Raw genomic sequence first — 14,223 nt, 5'->3', positions numbered from 1 at the left:
CAGTCCCGCGCTTGACCCTTCGCCTCCCGCAAGGCGCACCGGCTAAGACGTGTCGCACGTCAGCCAATAAATGGGTATCCCATTTATCGGTTATCGGATTGGATTCCCATGTACTGAAGGCATTGAGCGTATTTTTTTACCTGGCTTGCACGCGATGCGTGTCAGATGCATTCGGCCGGCTCGATGTAGTCGTGAACAATGCGGGCTTCGGCCACCTGGCGCTGCCAAAGCGGTGCTCGAAGTCGCCGATATCCGCGCGCTCAGCCGCACCGCATCCGAGCCGGCGGTCGATCTGCGCGCCGGCTGAGCCGGATCGACGTGGCGTCCGCGCGCTGCCCCGCTGGTTGTAGGGCGAAGGTCCACGCAGGTGCAAAACGCAGGCGCAGAATCTAACGTCCGTGCCGTTTCGGAAATTGGCCGCCGGCGCCAGCGGCTTGAAGCACGCCATCGCTAAATTTTCGCCCAGTCCACGAAAAACCTGTCTTTCCCCGCTTTGATACGCCTCAGCCTCTGGTAGGCTACCGTTTCACGAGACGCGGCTTCCGGACGCGGCCAACTTCTTCACGCGCGTAGGTCAGCGCATGCTCGAATGAACAGTTTATGGTGACGCGTCGACCGAACATCGTGATTGCGATCAGCATCGTGCTAGCCGGCGCGATACTTGCGATTACGGTGTGGGTATTGGCGCAGATGCGCGATGACGCACTGCGGCGTGCACAGGATTCCGTCTTCAACGTCTCGCTGCTGGTCGAACGCGACGTGTCGCGCAATCTCGAGATCTACGATCTGTCGCTGCGGGCCGTCGTCGACGGCCTGAACCAACCCGGCGTGTTGGACCTGCCGCCGGCGATTCGCCAGATGGTGCTGTTCGACAGCTCCGCCAGCGCAAAAGACATGGGTTCGATTTTCGTACTCGACCCCGCCGGCAACGTCATCTTCGCTTCGCAATCCACGCCTCCGCGCCAACTCAATCTCGCCGAGCGCGACTATTTCCAGGTTCAGCGCGATTCCCCCCATGTCGGCCTGTATGTTAGCCACCCGTTCATGCCCAAGGTGACCGGCAAGGACGTGAGCATTGCGTTGAGCCGGCGCATCTCGCGGCCGGACGGCAGCTTTGGCGGCGTGGTCGTCGGCACGATGCGCCTGACTTACTTCAGACGCCTGTTCGCCGGCATGAATCTCGGCGCGGGCGGTTCGATGGCGCTGATGCTGAGCGACGGCACGATGCTGATGCGGCGCCCCTACGATCCAAAAGTCATCGGCCGGAGTCTGGCCGGCACCGCGAACTACACACGCTTCCTCCTGCAGCCAAGCGGGGACTTCTTCGGCACGGCGGCGATCGACGGTGTCGAGCGCTGGTACGCGTTCCGCCATATCGATATGTATCCGATGATTCTCGACGTTGCGCTCTCTACGCACGATATCTATGTGCAGTGGCGGCATCGCGCGTGGATCTTCGGCACGCTGATCGCGGCGCTCGACGCGGCGATCATTGCGCTTGCCATCCTGTTCTCGCAACAACTGCGGCAGCGCCGCGCTGCCGAAGAAGAGTTGCGCGTGCTGGCGAGCACCGACGGGCTGACCGGCCTGAACAATCGCCGCACTTTCGAGGAACATGCGGAGGAGGAGTGGCGCCGGGCGCAACGCAACGAGTGGCCATTGTCGATGCTGCTGATCGATGTCGACACGTTCAAGGGCTTCAACGATCTATACGGCCATTCGGCCGGCGACGACGCGCTCATTGCCGTGGCGCGCTGCATTGGCCAGAGTGTGCGGCGTCCGGGCGATACTGCGGCGCGCTATGGCGGTGAAGAATTCGCCGTGCTGCTGCCGGAAACCGACGAAGCCGGGGCGGCGTGTATCGCCGAGAAAATTCGCGCCGCGGTTCAGGCACTCGAGCTTCGCCATGTCGCGAGTTCACACCACGTGCTGACCATCAGCATCGGCATTGCATGCACCAGGAGCCAGAGATTCGCGACGAGCCGCGCACTCGTCAACGCCGCGGACGAGGCGCTCTACGAAGCGAAGGACGCGGGACGCAACCGCGTGCTGTGTTATCCGGCGGCGGCGCGGGCGGATCGACGCAGCGACGTCGTGTCACCGGCGGGATAAGGCAGGACCATTTCGCCAGGTGCCGGTCCGCCGATCGCGTCGAGTTCAGGCAGAAGGCTACCGCTGGCGGGGCAGGACTCATCGGGTGCCGCTCCGGGTAATTTTACCCGGGCAATATATTGCGCTTAATTTATACCCGGGTATAATTCGACAGATCCATTCTTCTGGAGTTTGTCATGATCCCCCTTCCTGCTACCTGCACTGCCTTCGAGGGGCACCGCCGCATCGCCTCGGGTCCGTTGCCCGAGGTTGCGCTCGCTGTACGCGAGGTGCTGGCGCGCGGCGAACGGGCGCCTGTGCTGATTTTCGACAACATCACGAGCCGCCCGGTCGAGTTTGATTTGCGCGGCACGCCTGAAGAAATTCTCGCGCGGCTGACCAGCGAGGCGCCCGCCGAGCAGCCGGCTCCGATCGCTGATGCCGGGGAGGACGACGCCCCCCGTGGCCGTGGTCGGCCCAAGCTCGGTGTGGTGGCGAGAGAGGTCACGTTACTGCCGCGTCATTGGGATTGGCTCAACGGGCAATCAGGGGGCGCTTCGGTTGCGCTGCGCAAACTAGTCGAAGCGGCGCGGCTTGCGGGCGAGGACAAGGACCGCCAACGCGCCGCGCAAGAAGCGGTGTATCGCTTCATGACCGCACTCGCCGGCAATCTGCCTGATTATGAAGATGCGACGCGCGCGCTCTACGCAGACGATCGGGTGCGTTTTGAAGACATCGTTGTGGCATGGCCAGAGGACGTGCGCAACCACACGCTCCGTCTTGCCGCAGACGCTTTCTTCAGGCATCCGTAAATTCGAACGCGTACTGACGAGTGCGCCGCCGACGAAGCGCATGGACGAAAAAAAATCCGCTCACGCCGGGGGAGCGTGAGCGGAAAGTCGGAGAGTTACAACATCGCGTGCGCTCATGGGGGCGAACGCAGCAAACAAAGTCTAAGAGTTCAGCTCATCCCCATATATCAGACAAATCCCAATCACTGCGCCGACGCAAAAAGGCGCATGGACCCAGCGACCCGGCGCGGCCTCTACTGGATGGAAGAGGCGAACCGCCACAAGATCGATTCCGATCTTGCCGCCGCGAATCTCGGCTACGCCGCCGGCAGCATGCTGTTCGCGCTACGCAACATGCGTGAGTGGCTGGCGGGCATCGTCTCGTGCATCAGCGAATCGAGCGAATCGATCCTGATGGCCTCGGGCGAGATCGCGCAGGGCAACACCGATCTGTCGCAACGCACCGAAGAACAGGCGGCCGCGTGGCAGGAAACCGCGTCGAGCATGCAGCAATCGACCTCGACGGTGAAGATGAATGCCGAGAACGCGCAGCAGGCGGGCGGTGTTGCGCATGGCGCGGCGTGAGTAGCGCACTTAGCGCAGTTTCAGCCGCCCTTGCCAGGCCTGGTGGCTCTCCGTACACTCGCGCGTAATTCCCAGACGGCGCAGTTTCGTTGCACCGTCCACTAAAACGCCGATAGAGGAGAACCCCCGCCATGGCCGATTCCTACTTCCCACGCTGGCGCGTTCAGCCGAACGCTGCCGAGGGCCGCATTGTCGCCACGGACGAGCGGCTCGCGTGGCCGCAGATGTTTGCGATGGGCGTTCAGCACGTCGTCGCCATGTTCGGCTCGACCGTGCTTGCGCCGTTGCTGATGGGCTTCGATCCGAACCTGTGCATCTTCATGTCGGGGATCGGCACGCTGTTGTTCTTCGTGCTGGTGGGGGGGCGCGTGCCGAGCTATCTCGGCTCGAGCTTCTCGTTCATCGGTTTGGTGATCGCGGTGACGGGATATGGCGGTCACGGTCCGAATATGAACATCCCGGTGGCGTTGGGCGGGATCATTGCTTGCGGGGCGGTGTACGGGATCATTGGCCTGATCGTGTCGGCGGTCGGCACGCGGTGGATTGAAACGCTGATGCCACCGGTCGTGACCGGGGCGATTGTCTGCGTGATCGGGCTGAATCTGGCGCCGATTGCGGTGCATGGCGTGAGCGACAGCAACTTCGATTCGTGGATGGCGCTGGTGACGGTGCTGTGCGTCGGTGCGGTCGCGGTGTTCGCGCGCGGCATGCTGCAGCGATTGCTGATTCTGGTTGGTTTGTTGATGGCGTATGTGATTTACGCGATCGTCACGAATGGTCTCGGCATGGGCAAGCCGATCGACTTTGCGATTGTGGCGAATGCCGCATGGTTCGGTATGCCGCATTTCACCGCACCGGTTTTCAGCATGCAGGCGATGACCTTGCTTGCACCGATTGCGGTGATTCTGGTTGCTGAGAATCTTGGGCACATCAAGGCAGTGAGCGCGATGACCGGTCAGAACCTCGACCGCTATGTCGGCCGCGCGTTTCTCGGCGATGGACTTGCGACGATGCTGTCCGGGTTTGCCGGCGGCACGGGGGTGACGACGTATGCCGAGAACATCGGCGTGATGGCGGTGACCAAGATCTATTCGACGCTGGTGTTTGTTATTGCCGCGCTTATTGCTCTTGTGCTTGGCTTTTCGCCGAAGTTTGGGGCGGTGATTCAGACTATTCCGGGGCCTGTGCTGGGCGGTGTTTCGATTGTTGTGTTTGGGTTGATTGCCGTGACGGGTGCGCGAATTTGGGTCGTCAATAAGGTGGATTTTTCTGACAATCGGAATCTGATTGTTGCGGCGGTGACGCTCGTGCTGGGGGCTGGGGATTTTTCTTTGAAGCTTGGCGGGTTTGGGCTTGGGGGGATTGGTACCGCTACCTTTGGGGCGATTATTCTTTATGCTCTTCTGAGGAGGAAGCCGGCGCAAGGGCCGGTGGCTTAAGAGTAGTTTTGGTTTATTAGCGTCGCCCCAGTGCGGGGCGGGCACTTTCAAAAAAGACCAACGCCGCCGGCAATGCACCTCAACGGTGCGCGCCACGCCCGCGGGCGGCGCACTGCCCCTTTCGCCGGTGCAACTCCACACGCAAATACCATTCGAATGTGCGCCACCGTGCGCATGGACCTTGCTTAAGGAATATCGATGACGCACATTTTGAGGATCGGTGCCGAGGTTGTTCGCTTCCGCGTTCGGACCGGCCCGGCCCTCGCGTGAGAGGATTGCATGACGATTGCGCAACAGGAAAGGATGGCCAGCGCGCCGCATGGTTTCGATGTCGAAGTGACGTCGGGGCTCGAACGTTTTTCGGCGCAGCATGGCGAGCTGACTTTGACCAGCGTGTTTCAACCGATTTTCAGCCTGTCGCATATGCGGGCGGTCGGCTACGAAGGGCTGCTGCGCGCGCACGACGCGCTCGACCGGCCCGTGTCGCCGCTCGACGTCTTCGGCGAGGCGGCGCGTCTGGGCGACGTGCTGCAAGTCGACCGGCTCGCTCAAACGCTGCATCTGGAGAACTTCAAGGTGCTTGGCGCCGAGCACGAATGGCTGTTCCTGAACGTCCATCCCGGCGCGCTCACCGATCCGTATCTCGCCGCCGCCTTGCTCGCCAATCTCCGGCGGCTCGATCTGCCGCCGCGGCGGATCGTGCTCGAGGTGCTCGAACAACGCGCGGACGATCTCGAACGCCTTGCCGACGCGGTGCGCCAGTTCCGTGAGCGCGGCTTCCTGATCGCACTCGACGACTTCGGCGCGGGCCACTCGAATGTCGAACGGATCTGGCAATTGAATCCCGATATCGTGAAGCTCGACCGCATCATGCTGTCGCATGCCGCGCATCGTGCGGATATGGCGGCGATCCTGCCGGGGCTGGTGGCGCTGCTGCACGAAGCGGGCAAGCTGGTGCTGATCGAAGGCGTAGAAACGGAGCATGAAGCGCAGATGGCGCTCGCTTGCGACGCGGACTTCGTGCAGGGTTTTTTCTTCGGCCGGCCGAATCCCGGCGCGGCCGACGCGGCGCACGCCATGACCTGCATCAGCGAAGTCACTGACCGCTATCGCGATCAGGCCGAAGCGCGCGAGCGCCGCAATGCGAGCCGTCTCACACCGTACCTGCGGGCGTTCGAGCGCGCCGCGGAACGGCTCGCCGCCGGCGAACCACTCGAGGAGGTCTGCTGGAATTTCCTCGGGCTCGACCATGCCGCGCGCTGTTTTTTGCTCGACGCGAGGGGCAAGCAGGCGGGCCGCAACGTCGTGTTGCGCGTCGATCGCGCGGCGCCTGAGACGCGCTTTTTGCCGCTTGCCGACGCGCAAGGGGCGAACTGGCTGCGTCGTCCGTATTTCCGCGCGGCGATCAGCGCGCCGGAACGTGTGCACGTGACGCGTCCGTATCTGTCGATCAACGAGGCCTTGCCGTGCGTGACGCTTTCGGTCGCGACGCGTGTTGGCGAGCAGACATGTGTGCTGTGCGGCGATATCGATTGGGTCGAAGAATAACGATTCCGATGGTTCGCTCGTGAGGATGAGCGGCGGTCCTGGTGGTTTAGATTGGAAGGGCGAGTAGCGGCTCTGATGGTATAGATCGGAACGGTGAGTGGCGGCACCGGTGGCTCAAATTGGCAGCGCGAGCGGCGGTCCTCATCGTTCAGATGGGAAGGGCGCGTGGCGGTTCTGAGATCATGTCGCTTTTAACGACACACAGCCGCGCTATGCCAGTCCTACTCGAAGTCATCGCCACGACCGTTGCCGACGCCCGGCTTGCCGTGCAGGCGGGCGCGAACCGCCTTGAACTCGTCACCGCGATGGGCGAGGGTGGTTTAACGCCGAGCCTTGGGTTGATCGAGGCGGTGGTTGCCGCGGCGGATTTCCGCGCTGCCAACGCGGCGGCCGGCGCTCCGGCGGCCGGCGTGCCGGTCAACGTGATCGTGCGGCCGCATAGCCGCTCGTTCGTGTACGACGCCGACGACTACGCCGTGATGCTGCGCGACGTGCGTGCAGTCAAAGCGGCCGGCGCGAACGGCGTGGTGATCGGCATGCTGACGCCAGACGGTGAGATCGATCGCGAAGGCCTCGCGCGCGCAATCGATGCGGCTGATGGAATGGCCATCACGTTTCACCGCGCGTTCGACGAAACGCGCGATCTGCAAAAAGCGCTCGATGTGCTGCTCGGTTTCGGCGCCGTGACGAATGTGCTGACCTCGGGCGGAAAACCTTCGGTGCTGCAGGCGGAGTCGATCGTGCGCGAGCTGGTACGGCAAGCGTCCGGCTCACATTGCACGGTGTTGGCGGGCGCGGGGTTGACCATCGATGCGGTTGCCGGCTTCGTGAGCGAGACGCAAGTTCAAGCGGTTCACTTCGGGTCGGGTGTGCGCGTTGGCGGCAACAGTCTTGCGCCCGTTGACGCGGCGAAAGTCGCGCAGGTGAGAGCGCTACTGGACGCAAAGCGTAGCTGATTAGTCAGGAAGATAAGCAACGCTACCAGACGCAACGCGTGACAAATCCATCAGGCAAAAAATGCCGCTTCGAGGTTCAACCCGAAGCGGCATTTTTCATTCACGGAGCAAAAGAACTACTTCGCAACGACCACCGGAATTCCTCGCAACTGCCCGGCGCCCTTCACTTCATCGAGCGACTTCTTCACCGACGGGCTCGTCGCTGCTTCGATCTGCAAGCGCGCCGCGAGATCGCGCTCGCCGCGCTTCACGCCCGCCAGATTCGCCAGTTTCACGTGGCCATAACCGCGTACACGAGCATGCAGATCCGCGAGTTTCGCGACGTCTTCCAGATTGTTCGCGTTGAGTTTCGAGAGCGCGCGGTGCAATGTGGTTTCGTAGTCGTCGGCGAGTTCGCGCTCCATTTTGCGTTCCAGCGTGCGGCCGAACGGATCGAGCATCGTGCCACGCAGACCGCTGAATTTCGCCATCACGCCGAGCACCGGCCACATCCATTGACCGAACGTCTTCTTGGTCGGATTGACGCCCGGTTGAGGACGCGTGAGCGTCGGCGGTGCGAGGTTGAACTTGATGCCGAAGTCCTTGCCCGCCACGCCTTCGAATTGCGCTTCCAACGCTTCACGGAAGGCCGCATCCGTATGCAGCCGCGCGACTTCGTACTCGTCTTTTACCGCGAGCAGACGATAGAACGTCGTCGCCACGGCGCGCGTGATGTGCTCGCTCTTTGCATCGAGCGCGGTTTCGGCACGGCGCGCCGCATCGACCAGCGCGCGATATCGCTTCACATAGCTCGCGCCACCGTATGTCTGGAGACGGCCCTCGCGATGCGCGATCAATTCGTCGAGCGTATCGACGCGCACCGCCTGCTTCGCCAGATGCCGTGCTTGCCACAGCGATTCCAGCGCGACCGGGTCTTCCGCAGCCACACGCCCGATCGAAAACGCCAGTTGATTCATCTGCACCGCGACGTTGTTCAATTCAATCGCGCGCATCATCGCGGCGAACGACACCGGCACCAGACCGAGTTGCCAGGCATAACCGAGCATCAGAATGTTCGCGCCGATGGTGTCGCCGAGAAAACGCGTGGCGAGCGCCTGGGCGTCGCACGTCGACATGCGATCGTCGCCTGCCGCGTGGCGCATCTTGTCGATCAATGCATCGGCATGCAGCGTCGCGTCCGGATTCTGCACGAAGGTCGCATTCGGGATCGCATGCGTGTTGACGACGATGCGCGTGCGGCCATGACGTACCGTTTGCAAGGCATCGGCGCTCGCACCCACCACCATGTCGCAGGCGAGCAGCACGTCGGCCTGTTGCGTGTCGATGCGCACCTGATTGAGCCACTCGTCGCGCGCGGCGAAGCGCACGAACGACTGCACCGAGCCGCCCTTTTGCGCGAAGCCCATGAAGTCGAGCACCGACGCGCTCTTGCCTTCCAGATGCGCGGCCATGCTGATTAATGCGCCGACGGTCACGACCCCCGTGCCGCCAACGCCGGTCACCAGGATGTCGTACGGCGCGGCATCGAGATGTGTCGCGGGAATCGGCAAGGCGTCGACGCGTGCGGCGAGCGCGGCTGGATCGAACGCGGCGCCCGCGGCCTTCTTCAGCTTGCCGCCTTCCACGGTGACGAAGCTCGGGCAGAAACCGTTCACGCAGGAATAGTCTTTATTGCAGGACGATTGATCGATGCGGCGCTTGCGTCCCAACGCGGTTTCAACCGGTTCGACCGACAGACAGTTCGATTGCACGCCGCAATCGCCGCAGCCTTCGCAGACTTCCTCGTTGATGAACAGACGCTTGTCCGGATCGGGAAACTCGCCTTTTTTCCGGCGACGCCGTTTTTCCGCCGCACAGGTCTGGTCGTAGATCAGCACGGTCACGCCGTCGATATCGCGCAACGCGCGCTGCACCGTGTCCATTTCGTTGCGATGGTGGAACGTCGTGCCCTTCGGGAACTGGTCGTGATGGCCGTCGTATTTCTCCGGCTCGTCGCTGACCACGACGAAACGCGACACGCCTTCGGCTTCCACCTGACGCGCGATCTGCGGCACCGAGATGCTGCCGTCGACCGGCTGGCCGCCCGTCATCGCGACCGCATCGTTATAGAGGATCTTGTAGGTGATGGTGGTGTTCGCGGCCACCGCCTGGCGGATCGCGAGAATACCCGAGTGAAAGTAGGTGCCGTCGCCGAGATTCTGGAATACGTGGCGCGTTTTTGTGAACATCGAATGCGAGGCCCAATCGACGCCTTCGCCGCCCATCTGAATCAGGCCGGTGGTGTCGCGCTCCATCCACGACGCCATGAAGTGACAGCCGATCCCCGCATGCGCAATCGAACCTTCAGGTACTTTGGTCGACGTGTTGTGTGGGCAGCCCGAGCAGAAATACGGCGTCCGCTTCACGCTATCCGCCGCATTCGAGAGGATTTGCGGCGCAACCAGATCGACCACACGTTCGCGGCGATCCAACGCGGGTTTGTGCTTCGCGAGCCAGTTCGCGAACACCGGCAGAATGCGCGACGGCCGCAATTCACCGAGCGACGACAGCAGCAGCGTGCCGTCTTCGGCGTTCTTGCCGACCACGATCGGCCGAGTGCCTTGCGTGCGGTTGTACAGATAGTCTTTGATCTGCTGTTCGATGACCGGGCCTTTCTCCTCGATCACCAGTACTTCGGACAAGCGGGACACGAACGCGTCGATGCGTGTCATTTCCAGCGGAAACGACAAGCCGACCTTGTAGATGCGCACACCGGCCGCGTCCAGATCGGCCACAGTCAGATCGAGCCGGCGGAGCGTTTCCATCAAGTCGAGATGCGCCTTGCCGCAGGTGACGATACCCACATTCGCATGCGGACTCGGCGCGATCCATTTGTCGATGCTATTGGTGCGCGCGAAATGACGAACCGCATCGAGTTTCGCGTGCATCCGGGATTCGATCGTCAGGCTGGGCAGATCGGGCCAGCGGTTATGCAAACCGCCGGTGGGTGCTTCGAAATCCTGTGGAATCGCCCATTCGGTTTGCAGCGCATCGAGGTCCACCGTCGAGCCGGATTCAACCGTTTCCGAGATCGCCTTGTAGCCGACCCACGCACCGGAGAAACGCGACAGTGCCCAGCCATACAGGCCGAACTCGAGCATGTCGGCAATGTTCGACGGATTCACCACCGGCATATGCCAGGCCATCAACGCGAAGTCGCTCTGATGCGGCATCGACGACGACACGCAGCCGTGGTCGTCGCCCGCCACCACCAGCACGCCACCGTGCGGCGACGAGCCGTACGCGTTGCCGTGCTTCAGCGCATCGCCCGCGCGGTCCACGCCCGGGCCCTTGCCGTACCACATCGCGAACACGCCTTCGACCGTACGCTCCGGGTCCGATTCCACCCGTTGCGTACCGAGCACCGCGGTGCCGCCCAGTTCTTCGTTGATCGCCGGCAAAAAGCGAATATCACTCGCGGTGAGCAGTTTCTTCGCTTTCCACAACTGCTGGTCGACCATGCCGAGCGGCGAGCCGCGATAGCCGCTGATGAAGCCGGCCGTGTTCAAGCCGTGCGCGCGGTCGACTGCGCGCTGCATCAGCGCAAGGCGCACCAGCGCCTGGGTACCGGTGAGGAAAATCCGTCCGCGGGTGGCGGTGAGATTGTCGGATAGCTTGTAGTCGGCGAGAGCGGGCGTGCCGTCGATGGGCAGGCGAGCGGTCATGGGGGAGTCTCCGTTGTCGATCGGAGTTAGCGTGTCGACCAGAGTTGGCGCTTTAGCGCTTACTCTGGTCCCATGCTTACTCCGATCCCATGCAATTAATTGCGGTTTTGCATCCGCGCGCGGTGGGGTGGGGACCCCAAAAGGTGACGCGACGAAAGAGACTCTATTTTTTAGCGCCAATTGGAGTGAATTTTTTCTACTTAGCGAGGCGTTCCGCGAAACAGCGCGACGGCTCACTCGTTTTAATGAGGTTTTGAGATGGATCTTCCACGCAACGGGCGGATTCGGGTATGCCCTGGTGCGTTTTAGTCCTGTTTTTACGATGCCGGCGCCTTCGCCATAGGCGCGGCGACCGGCGCCGAGTCGAGCGGCACGACCTCGTCGAAATGCGAGTAGTCGATGTGACTCACGCCGTCTTCCTCGCGCATGATGTCGACGAACCGGTATTGCCAGCGGATCTGCTCGCAACTCCACATGTGACGCGCCTGCATGGTCTGCGAGGTCGATTCGTCGACCCCTTCGAGCGTGAGCAGCAGCGACGCGTCACGGTCCTTGAGCGTTTCGGCGGTCTCGCCAAATAGCGGGCTGCTTTCGTCGATGACGTGCATCAGAACCCAGCCCAGTTTGAACACGGGATGCTGGTCGCGCACCAGCGTCAGATCGTAGAGCTTGCGCAGCGTAAAACCTTCGACGGTGGTCTCCAGCCGCATGATGCGCAGCTTCGCACGCGCTTCGGCGATCACATTTTGACGCGCGTTGGCGGCGCGCACCATCAGCGTCATGCGGCCATCGATCGGCCGCACGACCGCGTAGCGCGCGAACATGATTTTCGCGTGCGGGCGTGAGAAGCGCGCGAAGATCAGCCCCGTCGCCAAGGCGATACTGGACATGCCGACAAAGATCTCCAGCGTCGCGATCCAATGGGCGTAGACGGTTTGCGGGTGCATGTCGCCATAGCCGACCGTCGCGAGCGTTTCGACGCTGAAGAAAAATGCGCCGCCGAAGCCCGACGGAAACTGATTGGCGATCGGCCCCTGGCCGAGCATGTAGAGCGCGGCAAACACGGTGTTGAGCAGCAGGAACAAAACCCCGAGCGAGACAAAGAACGTCGGCCAGCGGACGACCAGTGCACGGTGATAGAGATCCTGCCAGAGCGGCGTCGGCATGCCGTGGGCGATGACTACGCGATCGTCCAGGCGCAATTCCCGGCTGCCGCGCGCGCGATGCTTCTGCGCCCGCGTTTCGTCGTCGCCGATGCCGGAAAAGCGGTTTGACGGTTCAGTAGCCATCGCGTGCCCGTGGAGATGAAAACGCGCAAAGCGTAGCACGCCGGTTAGCGCGCAGAAGCTGATTTTCGGCGCGCTGCAGGGGCGGTGGAAGTCGTGTCTCTACTGTGGCCTGCAGGGGCTTCAGCGTGGCGTTTCCAACGCGCGCCTGCGGTGTTTCGGGCGAACGCGCCCGGGGCGCCGCGACTACGTTCGCTGGCGCGCACGCGGTGCCGGGCACACTCGCCGTGGGTCTACGGAAAGGCCCGCGGCTTCGGAATGCCGGCGCCGTGTTCGATGTCGTCGACGGCCTGCTGGTGTGCTGCGGCGACGGCTTCGGCTTCGTCACCATAGCCGTTGTCGCCGCCCACGGTGGCCCACGACTGGACGGCTTTCTCGCGATGCCGGATTTCGTATTCCGCGTCCCAGCGGGCGCCGTTGAGTTCGAGAGGGCGGACGTGAATCGAGTACACGCCGTAGAGGAAGAGCTGTTCAGCCATGGTCGCCTCCAGCCGGTTGATTCAGGGGGCGCCGTGCGATGGGCGCGGCGCCGGTTTGTCTAGAGTTCGATTTCCCCGAGGATGCGGTGCGCGAGGGCCTTGGCTTCCTCGAGGGCTTCCTCCGGCGTGGACGAGGTGGCTTCGACTTCGTAGACCGTAGTCTCCTGGTCTTCCGACGCTTCGCCTTCGTCGCGGGAAAGCGTGACCAGGCCCTGCCACGTGTCGCTTTGTACTTCTCTCATCGACGCGGTGGCCGTGTAGATGCCTTTGGTGTAGGTGATGTCATCCATGGCGACGCTCCTTCTTCCAAAGGGTTGGGTTTTTCATCCTAGCACGATGATCGAGGTTCGGTTTTTCGCCTGCGCGGCGCTCGATGTCTACGACCGATGGCTAAGACAATACGCGCCGCATAAGGCAAAAAAACTACAGCAGCGCCACAACCTCATCCAAAGAAGGCGCATGCGCGCCGGCGTGGCGGCAAGCCGCGGCGCCGGCGGCCAAAGCAAAGGCAAGGTGCTCCGGCCATGCCCGCTGCGGTGCGGTCATCAGGCTGAACAGCAGGCCGCCGATGGAAGCATCTCCGGCGCCAACGGTATCGACAACTTCGACCCGAGGCGGCCGGGCCTCCATCACCATGGCGCCGTCGATCAACATGGACGTCTCCGGTCCGCGCGTCACCAGCACGGTGGCGGCAGGATTCATGGCCCGCAACTGCGCAAGTGCGCCGGCTTCGTCGTCTGTCTTGAAGAGCATCCGCAAATCCTCGTCCGACACCTTGATCAGATCGGCCAGCGCCGCCATTTTTCGCAACGTGGGCTCGTAACCGCGCTCCATCAGGTTCCGGTAATTCGGATCGAAACTGATCTTCACGCCGCGCGAGCGCAACTCGGCTGCCAACGCGGCAAGCGTGTCGCCCAGCGGCTGACGCACGAGGCTGATGCAACCAAAATGCGCCCACTTCACCTGCCCGATCCAGCCGGCCGGCAAACGAGCCGGATCGAACGCCAGATCGGCGCCGTTCTCGCCCATGAAAAAGTACGCAGGCGGATGGGTCTGATGAACGATTGCCAGCAGAGGCGGCCGCTCCACACGCTGCATGAAGCGCATGTCGAGCCCCGCGGCCACGCTCGCGTTCCACAGATCGTCGGAGAAGTTATCGACGCCCAGCGACCCGGCGCACGCCGTCGGCAAACCGAGCCGCGCCACGCAGCGCGCGACGTTCCAGCCGGCGCCGCCCGGACGTGAGAGCCATTGCGAAGCGCCGGTCCGCACGAGATCGGTGAGGATGTCGCCGGCGGAGACGAAAAAGGGGAATTCGGTGTTCGCGCTCAAGCTGTTCATTTT

Annotated in this window: 10 protein-coding genes and 1 pseudogene; 6 read left to right on the top strand and 5 right to left on the bottom strand. The window is 62.7% G+C overall.

Features of this window, described 5'->3' with window-relative positions; translation table 11 throughout:
• Positions 1-600: 600 nt before the first annotated feature.
• The 6 genes and pseudogenes from P3T22_RS16255 to P3T22_RS16230 all read left to right on the top strand — a co-directional run bounded on the left by P3T22_RS16255 (position 601) and on the right by P3T22_RS16230 (position 7,410).
• Positions 601-2,112 carry a sensor domain-containing diguanylate cyclase gene (locus P3T22_RS16255; RefSeq protein ID WP_429325465.1) on the top strand — a complete coding sequence of 504 codons (1,512 nt, stop codon included), beginning with the start codon at positions 601-603 and terminating at the stop codon, positions 2,110-2,112.
• A gap of 176 nt (positions 2,113-2,288) precedes the next feature.
• Positions 2,289-2,903 carry a DUF2239 family protein gene (locus P3T22_RS16250; protein ID WP_429325464.1) on the top strand — a complete coding sequence of 205 codons (615 nt, stop codon included), beginning with the start codon at positions 2,289-2,291 and terminating at the stop codon, positions 2,901-2,903.
• Between the two features lie 309 nt (positions 2,904-3,212).
• A pseudogene (locus tag P3T22_RS16245) lies at positions 3,213-3,464 on the top strand (methyl-accepting chemotaxis protein); the annotation flags it as partial.
• 134 nt (positions 3,465-3,598) lie between these two features.
• Positions 3,599-4,906 carry a solute carrier family 23 protein gene (locus P3T22_RS16240; RefSeq protein ID WP_429325463.1) on the top strand — a complete coding sequence of 436 codons (1,308 nt, stop codon included), beginning with the start codon at positions 3,599-3,601 and terminating at the stop codon, positions 4,904-4,906.
• Positions 4,907-5,185: 279 nt separating this feature from the next.
• Entirely contained in the window at positions 5,186-6,454 is a 1,269-nt protein-coding gene (locus tag P3T22_RS16235) for a sensor domain-containing phosphodiesterase (RefSeq protein ID WP_429325462.1), read from the top strand.
• A 212-nt stretch (positions 6,455-6,666) separates the two neighbouring features.
• Positions 6,667-7,410 carry a copper homeostasis protein CutC gene (locus P3T22_RS16230; RefSeq protein WP_429325461.1) on the top strand — a complete coding sequence of 248 codons (744 nt, stop codon included), beginning with the start codon at positions 6,667-6,669 and terminating at the stop codon, positions 7,408-7,410.
• A gap of 116 nt (positions 7,411-7,526) precedes the next feature.
• Here the strand turns inward: P3T22_RS16230 and P3T22_RS16225 are convergent, their stop codons facing one another.
• The 5 genes from P3T22_RS16225 to P3T22_RS16205 form a co-directional block, all read right to left on the bottom strand.
• Positions 7,527-11,114: an indolepyruvate ferredoxin oxidoreductase family protein gene (locus P3T22_RS16225; protein ID WP_429325460.1), complete on the bottom strand. Its 3,588-nt coding sequence runs from the start codon at positions 11,112-11,114 to the stop codon at positions 7,527-7,529.
• A gap of 317 nt (positions 11,115-11,431) precedes the next feature.
• Positions 11,432-12,403, bottom strand: a complete 972-nt coding sequence (locus P3T22_RS16220; protein WP_429325459.1) for an ion channel — start codon at positions 12,401-12,403, stop codon at positions 11,432-11,434.
• Positions 12,404-12,633: 230 nt separating this feature from the next.
• The gene (locus P3T22_RS16215) at positions 12,634-12,879 is read right to left on the bottom strand and encodes a hypothetical protein (RefSeq protein ID WP_429325458.1); all 246 of its coding nucleotides are present in this window, start codon (positions 12,877-12,879) and stop codon (positions 12,634-12,636) included.
• A 59-nt stretch (positions 12,880-12,938) separates the two neighbouring features.
• Positions 12,939-13,169 (bottom strand): hypothetical protein, encoded by a 231-nt coding sequence (locus tag P3T22_RS16210; protein WP_429325457.1) that lies wholly within the window; start codon positions 13,167-13,169, stop codon positions 12,939-12,941.
• Positions 13,170-13,302: 133 nt separating this feature from the next.
• Complete coding sequence (locus P3T22_RS16205; protein ID WP_429325456.1) at positions 13,303-14,220, bottom strand: carbohydrate kinase family protein; 918 nt, start codon at positions 14,218-14,220, stop codon at positions 13,303-13,305.
• Between the last annotated feature and the right edge of the window lie 3 nt (positions 14,221-14,223).

Source organism: Paraburkholderia sp. GAS348, assembly GCF_050434205.1.
Classification (GTDB): Bacteria; Pseudomonadota; Gammaproteobacteria; order Burkholderiales; family Burkholderiaceae; genus Paraburkholderia.
This window is presented reverse-complemented; position numbering and strand designations above follow the sequence as displayed.